Below are 20,356 nucleotides of genomic sequence, written 5' to 3'. Positions count from 1 at the left end.
CCGATGGGCGTACCGCTGCGGGTCGTGTCGTACAACATCCACAGCCAGCGCGACGACACCGCCGCGCTGGCGGCCGTGGTCCGGGCCGCGCGGCCGGACGTGGTGATCGTGCAGGAGGGGCCGCGCCGGTTCCGGTGGCGACAGAAGTCCGCCACGCTGGCCGAGTCGTTCGGCCTGGTGGTGGCCGCCGGCGGCCTGCCTGCGCTGGGCAACCTGCTGTTGACCAGTCTGCGGGTCCAGGTGCGGGCCACCCGGTGCCAGCGCTTCCCGCTGACCCCGGGCCGGCACCTGCGCGGCGCCGCGTACGCCGAATGCCGGGTCGGCGACGCCCGGTTCACCCTCGCCGGCTCGCACCTGTCCACCGACCCGGGTGAGCGTCCGACCCAGGCCGCCGAGTTCAAGCGTGGGCTGGACGAGGCGACCAGCCCGGTGCTGGCCGGGGCGGACCTCAATGAGGGCCCGGACGGGCCGGCGTGGGCGACCGTGTCGCGCGGGTTGACCGACGCCGCGGTGGCGGCCGACCGGGCGGACCGGCTCACCTACTCCTGCGCCGAGCCTCGCCGACGCATCGACGCGCTCTTCGTCGACCCGCGGATCACCGTGGTCGACTACGACGTGGTGGACACCCCACAGACCCGCCGGGCCAGCGATCACTTCCCGGTCCTGGTCGACCTGCTGCTGCCCGACGCCGACTGACCCCCGACGCCGGTTCGACAGTCGACGCTTCCGCGTCAGGGCTGGACATCCGGCTCCGTTGTGGAGAGGATTTCGCGGCGACCGGCACGCCTGCCGTACCAAAAGGAGATGTTTCGGTGTCCACCTCCACCGACCACGGCCGGCCCGACCCCGAAGCGATCCCGTCCGCGCTGAGCAGCGACGGTCGCCCGGTCTCCGACCGGGGCGACACGGTCTGCGTCATCGGGGCCGGGGCCAGCGGCCTGACGGCCATCAAGAACCTGCGCGAGCACGACTTCGGCGTCGACTGCTACGAGCGGGAGACCGGCGTCGGCGGCGCCTGGAACTGGCGACACGACCGCAGCCCGGTGTACGCCAGCACCCACCTGCTGTCGTCGAAGCCGTTCACCCAGTTCCCCGACTTCCCGATGCCGGACTCCTGGCCGGACTACCCGCACCACAGTCAGCTGCTGTCGTACTTCGAGCGCTACGCCGACCACTTCGACCTGCGCTCGCACATCTGGTTCGGCACCGAGGTGATCCGGGTCGAGCCCGCCGAGGGGGACCGGTGGGACGTCACCACCCGCTCCACCGGCGGGTACGGCCCGGAGCGCACCTCCCGGTACGCCGCCGTGGTGATCGCCAACGGTCACAACTGGTCGCCGAAGCTGCCCCGCTACGAAGGGCTGGAGGAGTTCCGCGGCGAGATCATGCACGCCTCGTCCTACAAGGACCCGGCGCAGCTGCGCGGCAAGCGGGTGCTGGTGGTCGGCGCCGGCAACACCGGCTGCGACATCGCCGTCGAGGCCGCCCAGCAGGCGTCGCGCTGCTGGCACTCCACCCGGCGCGGCTACTGGTACGCGCCGAAGTACGTGCTCGGCCGCCCCGCCGACCAGGTGAACGACACCCTGCTGGCGCTGCGCGTGCCGCTGCGGGTGCGGCAGTGGCTCTACCACTGGACGCTGCGCCTGACCGTCGGCGACCTGACCCGCTTCGGCCTGCCCAAACCCGACCACCGGGTGTACGAGACGCACCCCATCGCGAACAGCCAGCTCGTCTACTACGTGGGCCACGGCGCGATCGGCCCGGTGCCGGACATCGCCCGGTTCCACCCGTACGCGGTGGAGCTGGCCGACGGCCGCCAGATCGACCCCGAGGTGGTCATCTTCGCCACCGGCTACCTGCCGCGCTTCGAGTTCCTCGACGCCTCGGTGTTCGGTGACAGCGCCGGCGCGGGTCGGCCCACGCTGTGGCTCAACGCGTTCACCCCGGGGCACCCGACGCTGGCGGTCGCCGGCCTGTTGCAGCCGGACTCCGGGTTGTTCACCCTGTCGCACTGGCAGACGGTGCTCTTCGCCCGCCTGCTGCGGGCTCGACGGGACCGGCCGGAGCGGGCCGCCGCGTTCGCGTCTCGGGTGCGTGACCGTGCCGGTGAGCGCTACTCCGGGCAGGTCAAGGAGAGCAGCCGGCACTGGTTCGAGGTCGGTCACGCCGACTACCTGCGCGCCATCCAGCGCGCCCTGCACGACCTGGAGGCCAAGTGAGATCCCCGGTCGCGGACGAAAGGCAGACCAGTGACTGAGCTGCGGATCATGCGAGGCCGGGAGTGGTCGCGCCCGGTCCGGCCGGCGCGGCGGGAGGTGCTCAGCGCCCTTCCCGAGTTGGAGCAGGGGCGGCCGCCGCTGCTCTTCGTACCCGGGTTTGGGCACGGCGCGTGGGCGTTCGCCGAGCACTGGTTGGGTCACGCCGCGTCGCGGGGCTTCCCGGCGTACGCGGTGAGCCTGCGGGGGCACGGTGGCAGCGAGCCGGCGCCGGACGCGACGCTGCGGGCGTACGCCCATGATGTGGTCCAGGTGGCCGCGAGCCTGCCGCGGCAGGCGGTGCTGGTGGGGCACGGCGCCGGGGCCCTGGTGGTGGCGCACGCGTTGGCCCGCTACCCGGCGCGGGGCGCAGTGCTGGTGGCACCCGTCTTCGGCGGTTGGGGAGTGCTGGGTGCGGCGCTGCGCCGGAACCCGGCGGGCACGCTGCCGGCGGTGTTCGGCGGACCGCTGCGGCTCAACCGCGCTCAGTTGTTCAGCCGTGAGTTGCCCGACGAGGAGGCCCGACGCCACGTCGGACGTCTCGGTCGGGCGGGCCGCCGGGCGCAGTGGGCGCTGCTGGGCGAGCCGGAGGCCGAGCCGGCCGTGGGCTCGCCTCCGGTGCTGGTGCTGGGCAGCCCGGACGACCGGGTGGTGCCGGCGTCGACGTTGACCCGGGTGGCCCGCCGGTACGGTTCGGCCCCGCTGCTCTTCCCCGGGATGGGCCACGACCTGATGCTGGACGCGCGGTGGGCGGAGCCGATCGACGCGATCCTGGACTGGCTGGAGAAGGAGCCCGCGCCGGCGCACTGAGCCCTCGGGCGCGCCGCTGCGGCCCCGTCGGTCAGCCGCCGGCCTGGTGGGTGGCTGGGCTGGCGGTCGGGGCGGTGGCGGGTCGCGGCACCAGAGCCACGCCGTCGGGGTTGGTGTCGGTGCCGGACAGGCGACTGACCAGGGCGCCGCCCTCGTCCAGGGCCCGGAGGTAGGAGCGGGCCCACGCCCGGATGTCGTGCTCGTGCAGGTGGGCGCGCATGGCCCGCATCCGTTGGGTGACATCGGCCGGGCTGGCCCGCAGCGCCGCGCGGAGGCCCTGCTTGAGCCCTTCCAGGTCGTGCGGGTTGACCAGGTACGCCTGGGAAAGCTCCGCGGCGGTGCCGGCGAACTCGCTGAGCAGCAGGGCGCCGGTGTCGTCCACGCGGGCGGCCACGTACTCCTTGGCGACCAGGTTCATCCCGTCGCGCAGCGGGGTCACCGCCATCACGTCGGCGACCCGGTAGAGCGCGGCCAGCTCGGCCCGGTCGAAGGGCTGGGTGAGGTAGTGGATCGCCGGCTCGCCGACCCGGCCGAACTCGCCGTTGATCCGGCCCACCTCGCGCTCGATGCGCTCACGCAGGATCTGGTATTGGCCGACGCGTTCCCGGCTCGGCATCGCGACCTGCACCAGCACCGTGTCGCGGACCTTGACGTCGCCGGTGGCGAGCAGTTCGCTGTATGCCTTGAGGCGCTGCTCGATGCCCTTGGTGTAGTCCATCCGGTCCACGCTGAGGATGACCTGCCGCGGGTCGCCGAGATCCTGCCGGAGCCGGCGGGCCCGGGCGGCCACGTCGGGGCGGGCGGCGAGCGCACCCATCTCGGCGGTGTCGATGGAGACCGGGAACGCGCCGATGCGGACGACCCGGTCGTCGATGCCGATCCGGCGGTCGGTGGCGGGCAACTCCAGCACCCTGGTCACGAGCTGGGCAAAGTTGTGCGCCGCCTGCACGCGCTGAAAGCCGACCAGGTCGGCGCCGAGCATGCCGCGCAGCAGCTCGGCTCGGCGGGGCAGCTGCATGAACAGCTCCGGCGGTGGGAACGGCACGTGCAGGAAGAACCCGATGCGCAGGTCGGGGCGGAGCGCGCGGAGCATGCCGGGGACCAGCTGCAGGTGGTAATCCTGCACCCAGACCACCCCGCCCGGCTCCGCCACCTCGGCGGTCGCCTCGGCGAAGCGCTGGTTGACCCGCTGGTAAGCCTCCCACCAGCGACGGTGATGCTGTGGCTGCTCCACGGCGTCGTGGTAGAGCGGCCAGAGGGTGGCGTTGGCGAACCCTTCGTAGTGGTCGCGCAGGTCCTCCGGGGTGAGCGCGACGGTGTGCATCCGGACGCCGTCCACGTCCGGCAGCGCGGGGGCCGGGCCGGTGCCGCCAGCCCAGCCGACCCAGGTCGCCGGGGTGTGCCGCAGAAGTGGGTGCAGCGCGCTGACCAGCCCACCGGGACTGCGTCGCCACTCGCAGGCCCCGTCCGGGGCCTGACTGTCGTCGATGGGGAGGCGGTTGGCCACCACCACGAGGGAACTTTGTCGCATCTCGGGCATTCCGATCAGCAGAGACTGACCGCCGCGAGCAAGGGAAAACCGGTCAGTCAGCGGGGGAAGTGACGTACAGCGGTATTCCTACTGACAGTAAGTTACACCACTGTTACGGCGTCGGCGGGCCGGTGCTGTCCCGGGATGCGGGCCGGAGGTCAGACGACGGCGCCGTTGTCCGGGTCGTCCTCGTCCTCGTCGCCGGGGCGAAGCCGCCAGATCAGCGTGACGAAACCGGCCAGGATGCCGGTGAACCCGAACAGGGTGACCGCCGACTTGTCGATCGGAAGCAGCCAGGGGAAGAGAAAGAGCATGAACCCGACGACCACCCCGAGCACGCCAATCACCGCGTACTTGCTGAACCGGGGGAGCGGCGGCGGCGGGGGTGGGTGGTAACCCTCGTCGTCGTCCTCGTCGTCGGGCAGGTCGGCGCCGAAGGTGTCCAGCCCGTCCAGGAGTGACGGCTCGTCCGGCCGGGTGCCGCGCCCCACCGAGATTCCCGAGATGTCGGTCGCGGACGGCAGCCGGCGCACGTCGGTGGCGGTCGGACCCGGCTCGTCGGCTCCGGAGCGGGCCAGCGGGCCGGCGGCCGACTCGTCGCGGGCGTCCCGTTCGTCCACGTTCTCCGAGGCCGGCCACGGGTGCTCGTCGGTCGTCGGGGTGGTGTGGAAGCCGGCGACGATGCGCGCCCACTCGGCGTCGATGTCCGGTTCGTCGCGGGCTGGCGGCTGCTCCGGAGTGGTCTCGTCGGCGAGTTGGGTCAGGTAGTCCCGTGCGGTGGTCAGGTGCGAACGGTCGACGTAGAGCCGGTCGACCGGCCGGGCCGGAACGGTGGTCGTGCGGGTGACCGGGTTGAGGTCGGCGGAGGGCTGCAGGTAGGCGGCGATCCCGCCAGCGGCCAGCACGTCGAGCAGGTGCTCACCGACGCGCGGATCGACGTCGCCGACGACGGCGTACTCGTTCGCGTCGAGCCCGTTGTCCCGCCGTCCCCGGCGGGCCCCACCCGCTGACACCCGGACATCCCCCTTAACGCGCCTTCCGGCGCGGCCACTTCGCCCCTCGACGCCCGTCCGCACGCCGTGCTCTGAATCGTGACACGTCAGGGCATGGTTCCGGGAGTGCGTTGTGTCGCGTCTTCCAAAGTCACGGCTGCTGCCGCAGGTCACGGCAGGGCTCCTTTGTCCGTTCTTGCGCGACAAGTGCGATCTGTTCTGATGGCGATTCGGGTGGTGCGTGCGGTGGTCGACGGTGACGTACGTGATCCTCTGTCCGTGGCTCAGCACGCCACCGCCGGCCCGGTCGGGCTGATCGGCCGACCGGCCAGGGCGAGCAGGCCGGGGGCGTCGTTGCGCAGCGCGAAGGTGCGTACCTCCGCGCGGATCGTCCGTGCGCCCGCCGGATCGCCGGCGCGGGTCAGCTCCGCCGCCGCGAGCGCGAGCGCCAACAGCCGGTCGCTGACGTCGGGGATCCGCCCGTAGGTCTCGGCGGCGGCCAGGTGCAGCTCGGCGGAGCGTCGGTGGTCACCGTCCGCCGCGGCCAGGGCCGCCGTCACGGTCCGCAGGGCCGCCTCCGACCAGGGCGTGCGGTGCCCGACCCGGCCCAGCATCGTCCGGACCCGCACCGCCGCGTCCCGACCGCTCAGCGCTGCGGCGTACGCGGCAGCGGCGATCCACTCGCCGCTGGCCAGGGCCGGCACCGCCGACCAGCGTCCGTCCAGCTCCTCGATCAGCTTCGCCGCCTCGTCGTCGCGCCCCTGCAACGCTCGACACAACGCGGCCATGCTCAGCATCGTCCAGAGCAGCCGGTGGAACCCGCTGCGCCGCGCGGTGTCCAACGCGTCGGTCAGGTCGTCCGGATCCTCGTCGTCGCGCAGCACCAGCAGACAGCAGCGCAACCCGCGCACCTGCATGTCCCAGCTCCCGGTGGGCGTGTCCACGAATGCCTCCGCCGCCGCGAGGAGCCGGCCGAAGTCGCCGTCGAACCAGGCGCGCATCGCCTCCGCCGAATAACTGGTCGTCAGGGTTTGACCGCTGGCGGTCCGCGCCGGCGCGGCCGAGAGCAGGGCGTCGGACCGCAGCCAGTCGCCCTCCTCCCGGATCGCCCAGGCGAGGTTCTGGGTGGCCCGGGGCAGCGCCAGCAGTTGACCGGCGCGGGCGAACTCGACGATCGCGTGCAGCTCGTCCAGCCCGACCCGGTCCCCGGACTGGTAGCGGGCGGTGGCCGCGGTGATCCGGGCGTTGGTGCGGGTCTCGGTCAGGCCCAACCGCTCGGCGATCTCCGCCGCCGTGTCCGCCGCCGCGACGGCCGGGTCCCGCTCGTAGTTGAGCATGTGCAGCCGGCCCACCTCGGCGTACGCGTCCGCCTTCTGCGGGGTGTCCGGTAGTGGCTCGAACAACTCCACCGCGCGGTCCAGGCAAGCCAACGCGTCGCTGCGGTCGGCCCGCAGCCAGGCGGCTTGGCCGAGCAGCGTCCACGCCCGGGCGGCACAGGCGTTGTCGCCGTGCGACAGCAGCCGGTCGGCGAGCGTGTGCACCTGCTCCGCGCCGCCGCCGGAGAGGAACGCGTTACCGTCCCGGTAGAACGAGATCTCCGTGCTGAGCAGCTCCAACTGGAGTCGGCCCACCGGGTCGCTGTCGTCGGCCAGGCCGAGTGCCCGGCCCGCGTGGCTGGCCGCCGCGTCCAACCCGTGCAGCGCGTACGCCCGTCGGGCCGCCCGGTGCAGCGCCTGCCGCGCCGGGCCGGCGTAGCGCCGCACCTGCATGCCCAGCGAGCGGGCGATCTCGTGCGCCGCCCAGCGGTGGTGGGCGAGCACCTCGGCCAGGTCCGTGTCGCGGGAGTGCGACAGCGCGTCGAGCCAGTCGGCGGCCCGTTCGTGCCGGGCCACCCGTTCGGTGCGCGGCAACCGCTGGTAGCAGACGTCGCGGACCAGCACGTGGCGGAACCGGAACTCCGCCTGCCCGGCCATCGTCGACGCGGCCTGCTCGTGCACGAAGTCGCGCTGTTCGAGTCGGCGCAGCGACCGCTCGACCGACTCGACCTGTTGCCCGAGCGCGGCGGCGACCGCGCCGGGCCAGAACTGCACCCCGACCACCGATGCGGCCAGCAGCACCGCGCGGTCGTTGGCGTCCAGCAGGTCCACCCGGTTGGCGATCACCGCGTGCACGCTCTCCGGCATGGTCAGCTCAAGCTGCTTGTCCAGCGACCACCCCCGCCCCGACTGACGCAGCGCCCCCTGCTCGATCAGCATCCGGACGTACTCGTGCGCGTAGAGCGGGTTGCCGCCGGCCACCTCGATCAGCGGGGTCAGCATGTCGGCGGAGAAGGCCGCCTGGCCGAACAGGTGCGCGTACAGGGCGGCGATGCCGGTGTCGCGCAGTGGCGGCAGGGTGATGGTCACCGAGCCGGTGATCGTCCCGGCCCAGCTCGGGTCCCTGTCGACCAGCTCCGGGCGGGCGGTGCAGAGCAGCAGCAGCGGCACGTCGCGGGCCGCGGCCCCGAGCAGCTCCACGAAACGCAGCATCGCGTCGTCGGCCCAGTGCAGGTCCTCGAAGACCAGCACTGTGGGACGCCGGGTGGCCAGCGCCAGCAGGAAGCGACGCCACGCCGACTCCGCCTCCTCGGCCGGCAGCGGTGTGCCGGGCAGCCCGACCAGCGGGCGCAGCGCGTCCACCACCCGGTCCCGTTCGCCCGGGCCGATCAGCTCGCCCACGGCGGCGGCCAACCGCTGCGCGGCGCTGCCCGCCGGGTCGGTGTCGAGGATGCCGGCCTCGGACTTCACGATGTCGGCGAGCGCCGCGAAGGTGACGTTCTCCCCGAACGGCGGGCAGCGCCCGGTGCGCCAGGTCAGCGGCTCGTCGACCAGCCGGCCGGTGTGCCGGTAGAGCTCCCGCAGCAGGCGGCTCTTGCCGATGCCGGCCCGGCCGAAGATGGTGACCACCTGCGGTCGCCGGTCGCGCAGCGACCGGTGCAGGGCGTTGACGAGCATCCCCAGCTCGTGTTCCCGGTCGACCAGCGGTGTGGTGTCCGGCTCCCGGTCGGTGGGTTGGCGACGCAGCGGGGACAGCGCGAGCCACACCTCGGTCGGTGACGACCGCCCGCGCAGGGTGACCGGGGGCTGCTCCTCGTAGCGGATCGCGTCCTTGGTGAGCGCGTGGGTGGTGCCGCAGACCAGCACCCCTCCGGGTGGCGCGACCGACTGCATCCGGGAGGCGGTGTTGACCACGTCGCCGGCCACGATGGCCTGCCCGCCGTCGCGCGCGGCGGCCACGTCGACAAGCGCCTCGCCGGTGGCCACCCCGACCCGGAACCGCAACTCGGTGCTGCCGGTCGGCGCGAACCGGGTGAGCACCCGTTGCAGCTCCAGACCGGCCCGCACGCAGCGCAGCGCGTCGGTCTCGGTGGCGATCGGGGCACCGAAGAGCGCCATCACCGCGTCCCCGATGTACTTCTCCACCACCCCGCCGTACTGACCGACCACCCGACGGGCGGCGGAGAAGAACCCGGTCTGCATCCCACGGACCTGCTCCGGGTCGGCGCGCTCGACGTACGGCGTGAAGTCGATCAGGTCCACGAAGAGCACGCTCACCCGGCGGCGGTCCTCCTGCGGGGTGACCACGGCCGGTCGGTCCGCGCCCGGTCGGGGCGACCCGCAGGACGTGCAGAACGTGACGTCCGAGGCGAGGGGGCGCAGGCAGTGCGGGCACACCGCGCCCAGCTCGGCGCCGCAGCCGCCGCAGAAGCGGTCCCCGTCGGCGGCCGTGCGTCCACAGCGTCCACACTGCGCGGCGATGACATCCCCCCAGAGGTCAACGGGTCGACGCCGATGGCGCGTCCCCTGACCGGGATTATCGCCCCCGTCGGCCGCTGTCAGGTACCGGCCTGTTGGCTTGTGGACAGTCACCGAGGGTGCTGACCGACTAGATTCAGGCGGCCAGATATCGATCAGGGACCAGAGGGGGACAGGTCAATGGTGTACGTCAAGCTGGAGAGCGACTGGACCGACGGCAACGGGGTCAGCCACTCCGCAGGTGACTCGGTGGACGTCGACGCCGCCACGCTCGCCACGCTGCAGGCCGAGGGGATCGTCAGCGAGCAGTCCCACGGCCCGGGTGGCGACGGCAAGGGCCCGGACAAGTGGGCCGGGCCGGGCAGCTCCGGGGTGTGACCCCACGCTGATGACGCCGAACGGCCGGGTCTCCCACGGGTGACCCGGCCGTTTCGTGCTGCTCGTGAGGTGTCAGCGGTCGTTCATGCCGGCGCGGCGACGCAACGCGGCCACATCGGTCACCACGATCCGGCGGCCCTCCGTACGCAGCCAGCCGCGGCTGGCGAACGAGCCGATCGCCTGGTTGACGCTCTGCCGGGAACCGCCGGCCATCTCGGCCAGCTGACTCTGGTTGAGCTCGATCGTGATCATCGGTGCCTGGCTCTCGCCGGCCAACCGGACCAGCGTCTTGGCCACCCGACCGGGCAGGTCGAGGAAGACGTGGTCGGCGTTCTGCTCGGTGAGCCGGCGGATCAGCCCGCCCAGCGAGCGCATCACCGCGTCGAGGATGCGAGGGTTGGAGTGCACCAACTCCATGAACGCGCCCCGGGAGAGCGCCAGCGCGGCGCAGTCCTCAATGGCCTCCGCCGAGGCGGACCGGGTGGACGCGTCGAGCAGGGAAACCTCGCCGAGCACGTCCGGTGGTCGGATGACCGACAAGACGGCCCGCTCGCCGGTGGGCGCGGTCCGAAAGACGGCCACCGCGCCGCGGCGCAGCACGATCAGTGATTCGCCGGGGTCGTTCTCCACGAAGAGCAGTTGGCCTTTGCGGTAGGTGCGTGGGACGGCGGCGGCGATGACACGCTGCCGTACCTCAGGCTCCAACCCGGCGAACATCTCGACACCCGTGAGCGCGTCACCCGGCTCCGGCAGGCGCATCTCCACGGCCCAACCCCTCCCCGGTCATGGACCACAAACTCGCTCACCGGGTGAACCTGATGGCCCTGACAAGGTGAACTGACACCGATTCGGCGTCCGGTAGCGGTACACATCAGATCATGACGGTCCGGTCGCTTGCTGTACACCCCTCGAAGCACTTCCGTGACCGTCGCGAGCTGCGGCGTACCCGTTTTGGAGCTGCCGGTCCGGCCTCGGCGCCCGCGTGACCGCCAGCGCCGGGGCGGACCCCCGCCGGACGCGGCCCCGCGGCAGTGGGCGAGGATGGCCGGAATGGTCTACCGCTACTTCTACGACTGCGAGTTCATCGAGGACGGCACCACCGTCGACCTCGTCTCGATCGGTGTCGTCGACGAGTACGGCCGCGAGTTCTACGCGGTCTCCACCGAGTTCGACGACTCCCGCGCCGTGCCCTGGGTCCGGCGCAACGTGCTGGACAAGCTGCCCTCCCCGGCGGACCGGGCCTGGCGGTCGCGCGAGCGCATCCGCGACGACCTGTACGACTTCCTGGTCGAACCGATTCGGGACCGGCCGGGCGAGCAGTTGGAGCTGTGGGCCTGGTTCGCCGCGTACGACCATGTGGTGCTCGCGCAGCTCTGGGGTGCGATGCCGGCGCTGCCCCGGGAGATCCCCCGCTACACCAAGGAGCTGCGGCAGCTCTGGGACGACCGTGGCCGTCCGGCCCTGCCCGAGGCGGACGCGGCCCGGCATGACGCTCTCGTCGACGCCCGGCACAATCTGGCCCGCTGGCGGGCGATGACGACCCGCTGAACGCCGGTCGTACCGTCGTAGGTTTGACCGGTTCTGTCCCGGGCATCGGTTCGACGAATCGAAGCGGAGGAGAGTGCCATGAGCAACGAGCCGACCAACGCCGTCGAGGCCCGCGCCCGGGTCACCGAGCTGGCCCGGGCCGCGCGGATCTGCATGCTCACCACGATCGCCCTGGACGGGCGACAGGTGAGCCGGCCGATGGGGCTCCAGGAGGCCGAGTTCGACGGCGACCTCTGGTTCTTCGCAGACGCCGACTCGGCCAAGATCCGTCAGATCCGGGTGAACCCGGAGGTCAACGTCGCCTTCTCCGACCAGAAGCACAACGCCTGGGTGTCGATCTCCGGGACCGCCACCGAGGGGTTCGACCGGGCCCGGGCCGAGCAGCTGTGGAACCCGCTGCTCAAGGCGTGGTTTCCCGACGGGCTGGAGACCCCCGGTCTCACGTTGATCAAGGTGCACGCCAGCTCGGCCGAGTACTGGGACTCGCCGAGCAGCACCGTGGTCAATCTCTTCGGCTACGCGAAGGCGGCGGTCACCGGCCAGCCGCCGAACGCCGGGGAGAACCACGAGGTGACCTTCTGAGCCGCGTTGCCCCGGGGCGCGCTGTCGTCGCACCGGCACGCCGACTACAGTTCGCAGTGACGGCCCGCCCCGGGCCGGCAACGGCGCCGATGGTCTGACCTGACACATACCCTGGGGCATATCGGGCTTTACCTGATGCTCCAGGAGGATGACGGATCATGCGTATCGGCGTGCTCACCGGCGGCGGCGACTGCCCAGGTCTCAACGCGGTCATCCGGGCGGTGGTCCGCAAGGGTGTCGCCACGTACGGTCACGAGTTCGTGGGCTTCCGGGACGGCTGGAAGGGCCCCCTGGAGGGTCTGTCCCGCCCCCTGGACATCGCGGACGTCCGCGGCATCCTGCCCCGCGGCGGCACCATCCTCGGCTCGTCCCGGACCAACCCGTTCAAGATCGAGAACGGCGTCGAGCGGATCAAGGACAACCTTGCCGCCCAGGGCGTGGACGCGCTCATCGCGATCGGCGGCGAGGACACCCTCGGCGTGGCCACCAAGCTCTACGAGCTGGGCGTGCACGTGGTCGGCGTGCCGAAGACCATCGACAACGACCTCGGTGCCACCGACTACACCTTCGGCTTCGACACCGCTGTCAACATCGCGATGGAGGCCATCGACCGCCTGCACACCACCGCGGAGAGCCACCACCGCACCCTGGTCGTCGAGGTGATGGGCCGGCACGCCGGCTGGATCGCCCTGCACGCCGGTCTGGCCGGCGGCGCCAACGTGATCCTGCTGCCCGAGCGGCAGTTCGACGTGGAGCAGGTGGCCGGCTACGTCGAGAAGCGCTTCCAGCACCAGTACGCCCCCATCGTGGTCGTCGCCGAGGGCGCACAGCCGCTGGACGGCCAGATGGTCCTCGCCAACCAGGAACTGGACTCGTTCGGTCACGTCCGCCTCGGCGGCATCGGCCAGTGGCTCGCCGAGCAGCTGGAGGCCAAGACCGGCAAGGAGGCCCGCACCGTGGTGCTGGGCCACATCCAGCGCGGTGGCACCCCGACCGCCTTCGACCGGGTGCTCGCCACCCGCCTCGGCCTGCAGGCCATCGACGCGGTCAACGACGGCGACTGGGGCAAGATGGTCGCGATGCAGAGCACCGACATCGTCCGGGTGCCCCTCGCCGAGGCCACCCGCGAGCTGAAGACCGTGCCGCTGGAGCGGTACGCCGAGGCTGAGGTGTTCTTCGGTAGCTGATCGACGGTAGGCGGCGCGGCGGGCCTGCGGGTCCGTCGCGCCGCGACCCGATGCGGCGCGGCAGACCTGCGGATCCGCCGTGCCGCGACCCGACGCGAGAGGGGTACGGCCGAGATGTCAGCCGGGGTGCACACGGTCGCGGTGATCGGCGCGGGCAAGATCGGTGAGCTGATGCTCTCCGGGCTGCTGCGCTCGGGATGGCCGGTGGACCGGCTGCTGGCAACCGCCCGCAGACCGGCCCGCGCCGAGGAGCTGACCGCCCGCTACGGCGTACGGGTCGTCGACAACCTCACGGCGGTGGACGAGGCAGCGGTGCTCGCGGTCTCGGTGAAGCCACAGGACGCCGCCGCGCTGCTCGACGAGATCGGCCCCAAGGTGCCGGCCGACAAGCTCGTCATCTCGCTCTGCGCCGGCCTGCCCACCAGCTTCTTCAACCGTCGGCTGCCCGACGGCACCCCCGTGGTCCGCGTGATGACCAACACCCCGGCCCTGGTCGACGAGGCGATGACCGCGATCTCGGCCGGCGCGTACGCCACCGGGGCGCACCTGGCGTTGGCCGAGGAGATGTTCAAGCCCCTCGGCCAGACGATCCGGGTGCCCGAGTCGCAGCAGGACGCGGTCACCGCGCTCTCCGGCTCCGGCCCGGCCTACTTCTACCTGCTGGTCGAGGCCATGATCGACGCCGGCATCCTGCTCGGCCTGCCCCGGCAGGTCGCCCACGAGCTGATCGTGCAGACCGCGATCGGTTCCGCGGTGATGCTGCGCGACTCGGGCGAGCACCCGGTCAAGCTGCGCGAGGCGGTCACCTCACCGGCCGGCACCACCATCTCCGCGATCCGCGAGTTGGAGAAGCACGGCGTACGCGCCGCGATGCTCGCCGCACTGGAAGCTGCCCGCGATCGTGCCCGCGAGCTGGCGGCACAGGCCGACTGAGCATTCCGGGCCCGTCCGGGAGCCGGGCGTGGCGCATACTGGCGCGGTGTTCACACTTGCCCAGGCCCGGCACCTGGTGGCCACCCTCCAGCCGCGCGTCAACGAGCTGATCCGGGTCCGGGCCGACCTGGCCGAGCTGCGCGCCGACCTGGCCGACCACGGCGTCAGCGCGCTCGGCGGGCTGGCCGAGGTCAAGGGGCTGGAGGCCCGGCTGCACGCCGTCGTCGACGAGCTGCACCAGCACGACATCCAGGTCAAGGGCATCGCTCCGGTGCTGCTCGACTTCCCCGGCGAGCGCGCCGGCCGCGCCGTGCTCTGGTGCTGGCTGGAGGGCGACTCCGACGTGCGCTGGTACCACCGGGCCGAGTGCGGCTTCGCTGGCCGCCGCCCCCTCTGACCCACCCCGTCCCGTCCCGCCTCGCGCTTGATCGACTCGGGACCCTGAAAGCCGGGGTGTCGGGGTGGAGTGGACACCCCGATCTCCTTGAACCCGAGTCGATCAAGCTTCGGTCACCGCGAAAACCACGATGTTGTCCCGGTAGTGCCTGCTGCGCCGGTCGAAGTCACCTCCGCAGGTGACCAGCCGCAGCTCCGCGCCGGGCGTCGGCCCGTAGACCGCGGCGGTCGGGAACTGGTCCTTGCGCGCACGGATCGACCCGGTCACCCGGAACGACAGCCGTTGCCCGCCGCGCCACACGTCGACCCGGTCGCCGGGCCGCAGTTCGTCGAGCCGGGCGAAGACCGCCGGGCCGCGCCGCGAGTCCAGATGGCCGGCGAGTACGGCGGGGCCGGTGTCGCCGGGGGCCGGGCCGCCGCCGTACCAGCCGGCGGTGTCGAAGTCGGTTGGCGGGACAAGTGCACCGCTGCGGTCGAGGCCCAGCACCGTGAGCGTGGAGTCGACGCCGATGCGCGGTACGCGTACCCGCGTGGGTGGACCCTGTGCCGTGGGCGCGGCGGCCACCGACGGGCAGTCGTCGGTGCAGCCGGGGTGCCAGGTCGCGGCCGGGGGCGCCGGGCCGGTGGTGGCCAGCCCGACCCCGGTGCCGGCGGCCAGGCAGACCGCCGCGCCGGCCGCGACCAGCCCGACCAGCGGCACCCGGCGGTCGCGGTGCCGCCGGATCGACGGGTCGGGCCCGGTGGTCACCAGGTGGTGCGCCGCCGCCGGCGCCACATCAGCAGGACCACCGCGACGGCCGCCGCGGCCAACCCGCCGGCCACCAGGGGGTACGCCCCGAGGCCGGTCCTGGCGGTGCCGCCAGCGCCGGTGTCCACCCCGCCGGCGGGAACGACGGTGCCGCCCTCGGCGTCGCGGCGCAGCTCGGCGGTCAGCCCGCCCTGCTTCGCGTCGAGCACCAGCAGTGAGTAGACCGCCCCGCCGACGAGCCGCACCTCGGCGTCGGTGCTCGGCCCACCGGCACCCGTCAGCCGCAGGCGCCAACTGCCCGGGTCGACCTGCTGGTATGCGGTCGTGGTCGCGAACTGCACACCGTCGGCGATCATCGGGCCGTCGGCGGCGGCCACGTCCAGCACGGGGGTACGCACGGAAGCCTGCACGACGCGCACCTTGGCGCGGCCCTGCGTGGGGGCGCTGAGGTCGTCGTTGAGCACCCGCAGCCCCAGGTCCGCGTGTCGGCCGACACCGGCCACCGTGTACGCGTCGCCGCTGGCCACCGCGACCTCGGTGGTGAGCACCGGGGGATCGCTGGCGGGGGCGCCGGCCTCGCGCATCGCCACCGCGTACCGCCCGGGTGCGAGTTCCAGGTAGTCGGAGACCACGCCGTAGCCGACCCCGGGGAAGACCCGGGGTTTCGTGGAGTCCGGCGCGGCCAGGTAGACGTCGACGGCGGGGGTGTCGGGGGAGAGGTGGGCCAGCCGGACGTAGCCGACGGTGCCCGTGCCGGTCGCGGCACCGGCGGGAACCGGGACGCCGGTGGCAGCGAGAGCGGTGGTGATCAGGAGCGCGCCGGAGCCGGCCAACAGCCGGCGGGGAAGGGTACGGAGCGTGTACATGTCGCCTCCGGAAGCACTTTCGGTGAGCGGGCGGCAACCCAGAGAACAGGGTCCCGTGCGCGGGACTGCAACGCAAGTTGCGACGAGATGTTTCTCGACGTGTCCCCGTCGCTGTCCCGCCGCCGCCCCCGCCCCGCACCCCCGCGCACGATCCGCGCAACTTGGGCGAAACTGCTGCCTCGTTCCGTGCTGAGGCAGCAACTTCCCCGAACCTGCGCGGATCTTGGCTCTTCGACGTGGGCGCGCGGGGGGCGACCTGTCGTCACCCCTCTCGGACAGCGAGGAGGCCCAACAGGTCGGGGACTCCTCCTGGGCCTGCCTCGGCGACCCGGAGCAGCCGGAGACCAGCCGCCACTGTCGCGTTGACCAGGTCGGCGAGAGGGAGGTGCCAGGCGCCGACCCGTACCCGGACGCCGCTGGTGTTCCAACTGTCGAAGCTGCGCGACCGGTCGGCGTATCGCCCGTCGACGATGACGCTCGGATGCCGACCCCAGTCGGCGAACGCGCCCACGAAGCACGGGTGCACGCCCACGTGCACGAAGCGACCGCCGGGGCGCAGCACCCGGGCGACCTCGCGCAGCATGGCCGGGTAGTCGGGCATGTCGGTGCTGGCCAGCACGCACATCGCGGCTGGCAGCGACGCGTCGACGAACGGCAGGGCGGTCGCGTCGCCCCGCGTCACCGGCAACCGCCCGCTCGCGTGCCGCAACTGCCCTCCGGACAGGTCCACGCCCATCGGCGTCCAACCCAGACCTGCGGGTACGGTCGCGTGCGCACCGGTGCCGCAGCAGACGTCGAGGCAGACACCGTCGCCTGGGCCGAGCAGGTCCTCCACTGTGGCGTGCACCCGGCGGAGATAGTCACCCCCGCCCGAGATGAAGCCCTCGTACCAGTCCGCGTGGGCGTCGTACGCCGGTGTGCTCGTCGTTCCCATCCGTCGATGCTAGGAATCGGAGACGCCCACGCCGTGCCCGTTCTTCCACGGGCAGACGTGCCGGCGTCTGCCACACGGGCCGCCGCGGACGGGCGTGCTCCCTTATCCTCGATCGATGCGGGATCGCCGGGTGGCGCTGGTGTGGACGGCCTTCGTCGTCGTCGCGCTGGTGTCCTGCGTGCTCGTGCTGCGCCGCGATGACCGCCTCTCGGACCTGCACATCTACTACGGTGCACTGTCCGATCTGCACGCCGGTCGCCCCCTGTACGAGTTCAAGGCGGCCAACGGTGGGCCATTCACGTACCCGCCGTTCGCGGCACTCGTGCTGGGTCCGATCACCGCCGTGAGTGAGGGCGTACTCCAGGGGATCTGGCTGGTGGCGACGTGCGCGGCGGTCGTCGCCGTCGCCGGTGCTGTCGGTGTCGCGCTGACCACCCGGCAGTCCCGGCGACCGCTCGTGGTGGCGGTGGCCGCCACGGTGCTGATGCTGTCCGCGCCGGTGCAGAGCAACCTGCGCTTCGGTCAGGTCAGCATCTTCATCGTGCTGATGGCCCTGCTCGACGGGATGGGCGTCGTCCCGCCTCGGCTGCGCGGGATGTTGGTGGGGGTCGCCGCGGCGATCAAGCTGACGCCGCTGCTGTTCGTGGTCTACTTCGTCGCCACGGGCCGCTATCGCGACGCCGGGCGCGCGGTGGCGACCTTCCTGGCCTGCGCGGCTCTCGCAGCGGTGGTGTTGCCGGGGGAGAGCTGGACGTACTGGACCGAGGCCGTGCGGCAGACCTCGCGGATCGGCAACCTCGCCTCGCTGGGCAATCAGTCAGTGCACGGGATGTTGCTGCGCGTCGGCGTCGACGAGGCGACACTGCCCCTGCTCTGGGCCGGTCTGGTGGCGCTCGTGTGCGCGGCGGCGCTGCTGCGGGCCCGGCAGTTGACGGTGGAGGGCCGCCCGGGGCACGCGGCCGTGCTGGTCGGCTGCGCGACCGTCGCCGCGTCCCCGGTGTCCTGGACCCACCACCAGGTGTGGCCGGTGCTCGCCGCGATGCTGCTGATCGGCGCGTCCGGCGTCGCCCAGCGCGCCGCCGGCGTGGCGCTGCTCGCCGCCATGGTCGTCTCGTTGGGTGCGGTCCTCAGCCCGGTGTCGGCACGGCCGGGCGTGCAGTTCCTCTTCGAGAACGCCCGCGCGATCGGGGTGTGCCTGCTGTGCCTGGTCGGCTTCGGCGGCGTCGCGGTCGCCGCCACCCGAACGGCTCGCCGGCCTGCCGGCGGGCGGGGTTGGCTGCGGGTGGGTGTCACGGCAACGGTGGCGGTCGCGTTCTTCGCCGTGCAGCCGCTGCCCGCCGGGGCGGACCCCACCTTCAAGGCGTACGCCCTCGATGACGTGGTCAACCCGCGATACTTCTTCGTGTGCCGTGGTCCGGTCGAGTGTGCCGCCTACGGCACCGACGCGCCGGTCACCTTCGGCACCCGCGCCGAGAAGACCAAGGTTCGGGTCAACGGCGTGGTCTCCCCGCAGGTGACACGCCTGGAATACTTCTCCGCGCCCGGCGGGGCGCCCCGGGCCATCCCGCTGCTCGACGCGTACCCGGGTAGCCGGACGTTCTCGTTCCGCTCGGCGAACATGGCGCAGGGGCGGCTCGTCGCGTACGCCTCGGACGGTCAGCCGATCGCCAGCTACGACGAGGAACTCGCCGCCGCCCTCCGTGCGACCACCCGGTAGGTGATCGGGGAGGGCGGCGGCGTAGCTCAGCGGGTCGCGGCGGCCAGGGCAGCGCGCAGCTTCTCGGCGTCACCCGGTGCCGGGTGCTCCCAGTCTGTCGGCGTGGCGGAGTAGAGCACGCCGTACGCCGGGGTGTCCGGCTGGTAGCGCCACCCCTCGGCCAACGGGCCCACGTCCACCGCGTCGTAGCCGATCCGGTCCAGGAAGGCGGTCACCTCGGCCTTCGCGGCGGCGTCGTCGCCGGCGATGGCGATGGCGCTGCGGTCGGCCGCACCGGACGGGCGGGGAAGCTCGGCCAGGCCCTTGTAGTAGATGTTGTTGAAGACCTTGACCACCCGTGAGTCCGGCAGGTGCCGCTGGAGCAGTTCGCTGCTGGTGGTCTCGCCCGAATCCAGCTCCGGGAAGGCCCCGTCGCGCTGCGGGTAGTAGTTGTTGGTGTCGATGACGACCTTGCCGGCCAGCGGCTCGACGGGCACGGCGCGGTACGCCTTCAGCGGCACGGTGACCACCACCAGGTCGCCGACCTGCGCCGCGTCCTGTGCCGTGCCGGCGCTGGCGTGCTGGCCCAGCTCGTCGACGAGGTCCTTCAGCGTCTCCGGGCCCCGCGAGTTGCTCAGCACCACGTCGTAGCCGGCGTCCACCGCCAGCCGGGCCAGGGTGCCGCCGATGTTGCCACTGCCGATCAGTCCCACAGTTGTCATGATTGATCCAACTCCGTCCACCCGCGAGGCATTCCGGTTGCCCGGTGTCGATCGGCTGCGCAGACTGCCGGGCATGCGCTGTCTCGTCGAGGACCTCGCGACCTTCGCCGTCACGGCGGGCGCCTGGCTGCGCCGCGAGCCCGTCCTGCACAACGTACTGCTCACGCTCGTCGCTGACCGGCTCTCCGGTGACGTGCCACTCTCCGGTGACGAGCGGTTCGTGCGGGTGGTCGACGGCGGTGAGACGGTGGGCGCGATGGTGTGGACTCCGCCGCGCGGGCCGTTGCTCGCCGCGATGCCGGTCGCGGCCGCGCGAACGCTGGCCGAGCACCTCGTCGGGGCGGCGCCGCCGCTGGTCGAGGTGCACGGCCCGGTTCCGGCCGTGGCGGAGTTCGCGCAGCGGTACGCCGAATGCGCCAACCTGTGGCCGTACGCGGCACCGCGCAGCGGATCTTTGCGCTGGACGCGGTCCGGCTGCCAACCGGTGTGCCCGGACATGCCCGACCGGCGACCGCGGCGGACCGCGACCTGCTGGTGTCCTGGGCGGTCGCGTTCGCCGTGGAGACCTCACCCGGCCGTCGACCCGTGGACCTGTCCGGGCAGGTGGACGCCCGGCTTCGGCACGGCCTGCTCTGGCTCTGGGAGTGGACCGGCAGGCCGGTCTCGACGGCCTGGTTGAGTCGACCGGTCGCCGAGGTGGTCCGGGTCAGCGGGGTCTTCACGCCACCAGAGGAACGAGGGCGCGGCTTCGCCAGTGGCTGCGTCGCGCACGTCAGCCGGTACGCGCTCGACGCCGGCGCGACGACCTGCACCCTCTACACCGATCTGGCGAACCCGACCAGCAATCACATCTACCAGGCCCTGGGCTACCGGCGCGTGGCGGAAGCAGCCCAGTGGTGCTTCGCGCCGCCCTCAGAGGTGTTGATCAAGAGGTTTGCGTCGGAAAATGACCCCGGGTTGACGCAAACCTCTTGATCACCCCCG

Annotated in this window: 19 protein-coding genes; 11 read left to right on the top strand and 8 right to left on the bottom strand. The window is 72.5% G+C overall.

Annotated features, from left to right (window positions below; translation table 11 throughout):
* Positions 1–3 precede the first annotated feature (3 nt).
* From CLT68_RS30340 to CLT68_RS30330, 3 genes are all read left to right on the top strand, one after another.
* Entirely contained in the window at positions 4–696 is a 693-nt protein-coding gene (locus tag CLT68_RS30340; RefSeq protein ID WP_088949432.1) for an endonuclease/exonuclease/phosphatase family protein, read from the top strand.
* A 116-nt stretch (positions 697–812) separates the two neighbouring features.
* Positions 813–2,219 carry a flavin-containing monooxygenase gene (locus CLT68_RS30335; RefSeq protein WP_099856100.1) on the top strand — a complete coding sequence of 469 codons (1,407 nt, stop codon included), beginning with the start codon at positions 813–815 and terminating at the stop codon, positions 2,217–2,219.
* Positions 2,220–2,267: 48 nt separating this feature from the next.
* Positions 2,268–3,065: an alpha/beta fold hydrolase gene (locus CLT68_RS30330; protein ID WP_099857809.1), complete on the top strand. Its 798-nt coding sequence runs from the start codon at positions 2,268–2,270 to the stop codon at positions 3,063–3,065.
* 31 nt (positions 3,066–3,096) lie between these two features.
* Here CLT68_RS30330 and CLT68_RS30325 read toward each other — a convergent pair whose 3' ends face one another.
* From CLT68_RS30325 to CLT68_RS30315, 3 genes are all read right to left on the bottom strand, one after another.
* Positions 3,097–4,596, bottom strand: coding sequence for a trehalose-6-phosphate synthase (locus tag CLT68_RS30325; protein WP_486482384.1), 1,500 nt, complete (start codon positions 4,594–4,596; stop codon positions 3,097–3,099).
* A gap of 158 nt (positions 4,597–4,754) precedes the next feature.
* Positions 4,755–5,609, bottom strand: coding sequence for a hypothetical protein (locus tag CLT68_RS30320; protein ID WP_099856094.1), 855 nt, complete (start codon positions 5,607–5,609; stop codon positions 4,755–4,757).
* Between the two features lie 263 nt (positions 5,610–5,872).
* Complete coding sequence (locus CLT68_RS30315; protein ID WP_486482383.1) at positions 5,873–9,496, bottom strand: ATP-binding protein; 3,624 nt, start codon at positions 9,494–9,496, stop codon at positions 5,873–5,875.
* A 66-nt stretch (positions 9,497–9,562) separates the two neighbouring features.
* On the opposite strand from CLT68_RS30315, the gene CLT68_RS30310 reads away from it, so the two are divergent.
* Positions 9,563–9,760, top strand: a complete 198-nt coding sequence (locus CLT68_RS30310; protein ID WP_088949427.1) for a hypothetical protein — start codon at positions 9,563–9,565, stop codon at positions 9,758–9,760.
* Between the two features lie 72 nt (positions 9,761–9,832).
* Here the strand turns inward: CLT68_RS30310 and CLT68_RS30305 are convergent, their stop codons facing one another.
* Entirely contained in the window at positions 9,833–10,525 is a 693-nt protein-coding gene (locus CLT68_RS30305) for a Crp/Fnr family transcriptional regulator (protein ID WP_007463121.1), read from the bottom strand.
* Between the two features lie 285 nt (positions 10,526–10,810).
* On the opposite strand from CLT68_RS30305, the gene CLT68_RS30300 reads away from it, so the two are divergent.
* From CLT68_RS30300 to CLT68_RS30280, 5 genes are all read left to right on the top strand, one after another.
* Entirely contained in the window at positions 10,811–11,308 is a 498-nt protein-coding gene (locus tag CLT68_RS30300; protein ID WP_088949426.1) for a polyadenylate-specific 3'-exoribonuclease AS, read from the top strand.
* A 78-nt stretch (positions 11,309–11,386) separates the two neighbouring features.
* The gene (locus tag CLT68_RS30295) at positions 11,387–11,890 is read left to right on the top strand and encodes a pyridoxamine 5'-phosphate oxidase family protein (protein ID WP_099856089.1); all 504 of its coding nucleotides are present in this window, start codon (positions 11,387–11,389) and stop codon (positions 11,888–11,890) included.
* 158 nt (positions 11,891–12,048) lie between these two features.
* The gene (locus CLT68_RS30290) at positions 12,049–13,077 is read left to right on the top strand and encodes a 6-phosphofructokinase (RefSeq protein ID WP_088949424.1); all 1,029 of its coding nucleotides are present in this window, start codon (positions 12,049–12,051) and stop codon (positions 13,075–13,077) included.
* A 114-nt stretch (positions 13,078–13,191) separates the two neighbouring features.
* The gene (gene proC, locus CLT68_RS30285) at positions 13,192–14,010 is read left to right on the top strand and encodes a pyrroline-5-carboxylate reductase (protein WP_088949423.1); all 819 of its coding nucleotides are present in this window, start codon (positions 13,192–13,194) and stop codon (positions 14,008–14,010) included.
* A gap of 46 nt (positions 14,011–14,056) precedes the next feature.
* Complete coding sequence (locus CLT68_RS30280) at positions 14,057–14,407, top strand: DUF2203 domain-containing protein (protein WP_088949422.1); 351 nt, start codon at positions 14,057–14,059, stop codon at positions 14,405–14,407.
* A gap of 102 nt (positions 14,408–14,509) precedes the next feature.
* Here the strand turns inward: CLT68_RS30280 and CLT68_RS30275 are convergent, their stop codons facing one another.
* The 3 genes from CLT68_RS30275 to CLT68_RS30265 form a co-directional block, all read right to left on the bottom strand.
* A complete protein-coding gene (locus tag CLT68_RS30275) occupies positions 14,510–15,154 on the bottom strand; it encodes a class F sortase (RefSeq protein ID WP_328381716.1) in 645 nt (214 codons plus the stop codon).
* Positions 15,151–16,020, bottom strand: a complete 870-nt coding sequence (locus tag CLT68_RS30270; RefSeq protein ID WP_099856087.1) for a DUF4397 domain-containing protein — start codon at positions 16,018–16,020, stop codon at positions 15,151–15,153. Before CLT68_RS30270 ends, CLT68_RS30275 begins: the two co-directional genes overlap by 4 nt.
* Before the next feature lie 262 nt (positions 16,021–16,282).
* Positions 16,283–16,954 (bottom strand): methyltransferase domain-containing protein, encoded by a 672-nt coding sequence (locus tag CLT68_RS30265; RefSeq protein WP_099856085.1) that lies wholly within the window; start codon positions 16,952–16,954, stop codon positions 16,283–16,285.
* Between the two features lie 115 nt (positions 16,955–17,069).
* On the opposite strand from CLT68_RS30265, the gene CLT68_RS30260 reads away from it, so the two are divergent.
* Entirely contained in the window at positions 17,070–18,671 is a 1,602-nt protein-coding gene (locus CLT68_RS30260; protein WP_099856083.1) for a glycosyltransferase 87 family protein, read from the top strand.
* 26 nt (positions 18,672–18,697) lie between these two features.
* On the opposite strand, the gene CLT68_RS30255 is transcribed toward CLT68_RS30260, so the two are convergent.
* The gene (locus tag CLT68_RS30255; protein WP_099856081.1) at positions 18,698–19,372 is read right to left on the bottom strand and encodes an NAD(P)-binding domain-containing protein; all 675 of its coding nucleotides are present in this window, start codon (positions 19,370–19,372) and stop codon (positions 18,698–18,700) included.
* Between the two features lie 411 nt (positions 19,373–19,783).
* Between CLT68_RS30255 and CLT68_RS30250 the strand changes: the two genes are divergently transcribed.
* The gene (locus CLT68_RS30250) at positions 19,784–20,347 is read left to right on the top strand and encodes a GNAT family N-acetyltransferase (RefSeq protein ID WP_099856079.1); all 564 of its coding nucleotides are present in this window, start codon (positions 19,784–19,786) and stop codon (positions 20,345–20,347) included.
* Positions 20,348–20,356: the final 9 nt, after the last annotated feature.

It is taken from the genome of Micromonospora sp. CNZ299 (assembly GCF_002754415.1).
The sequence above is the reverse complement of the archived record's forward strand: the minus strand, read 5'-3'. Positions and strand labels throughout refer to the sequence as shown.

Coding starts and splice junctions, on each gene's coding strand:
- CLT68_RS30290 (WP_088949424.1), top strand. CDS start 12,049: ATGCGTATCGGCGTGCTCACCGGCGGCGGCGACTGCCCAGGTCTCAAC.
- CLT68_RS30300 (WP_088949426.1), top strand. CDS start 10,811: ATGGTCTACCGCTACTTCTACGACTGCGAGTTCATCGAGGACGGCACC.
- CLT68_RS30265 (WP_099856085.1), bottom strand. CDS start 16,954: ATGGGAACGACGAGCACACCGGCGTACGACGCCCACGCGGACTGGTAC.
- CLT68_RS30255 (WP_099856081.1), bottom strand. CDS start 19,372: ATGACAACTGTGGGACTGATCGGCAGTGGCAACATCGGCGGCACCCTG.
- CLT68_RS30260 (WP_099856083.1), top strand. CDS start 17,070: ATGCGGGATCGCCGGGTGGCGCTGGTGTGGACGGCCTTCGTCGTCGTC.
- CLT68_RS30270 (WP_099856087.1), bottom strand. CDS start 16,020: ATGTACACGCTCCGTACCCTTCCCCGCCGGCTGTTGGCCGGCTCCGGC.
- CLT68_RS30250 (WP_099856079.1), top strand. CDS start 19,784: ATGCGCCAACCTGTGGCCGTACGCGGCACCGCGCAGCGGATCTTTGCG.
- proC (WP_088949423.1), top strand. CDS start 13,192: ATGTCAGCCGGGGTGCACACGGTCGCGGTGATCGGCGCGGGCAAGATC.
- CLT68_RS30310 (WP_088949427.1), top strand. CDS start 9,563: ATGGTGTACGTCAAGCTGGAGAGCGACTGGACCGACGGCAACGGGGTC.
- CLT68_RS30325 (WP_486482384.1), bottom strand. CDS start 4,596: ATGCGACAAAGTTCCCTCGTGGTGGTGGCCAACCGCCTCCCCATCGAC.
- CLT68_RS30330 (WP_099857809.1), top strand. CDS start 2,268: ATGCGAGGCCGGGAGTGGTCGCGCCCGGTCCGGCCGGCGCGGCGGGAG.
- CLT68_RS30295 (WP_099856089.1), top strand. CDS start 11,387: ATGAGCAACGAGCCGACCAACGCCGTCGAGGCCCGCGCCCGGGTCACC.
- CLT68_RS30340 (WP_088949432.1), top strand. CDS start 4: ATGGGCGTACCGCTGCGGGTCGTGTCGTACAACATCCACAGCCAGCGC.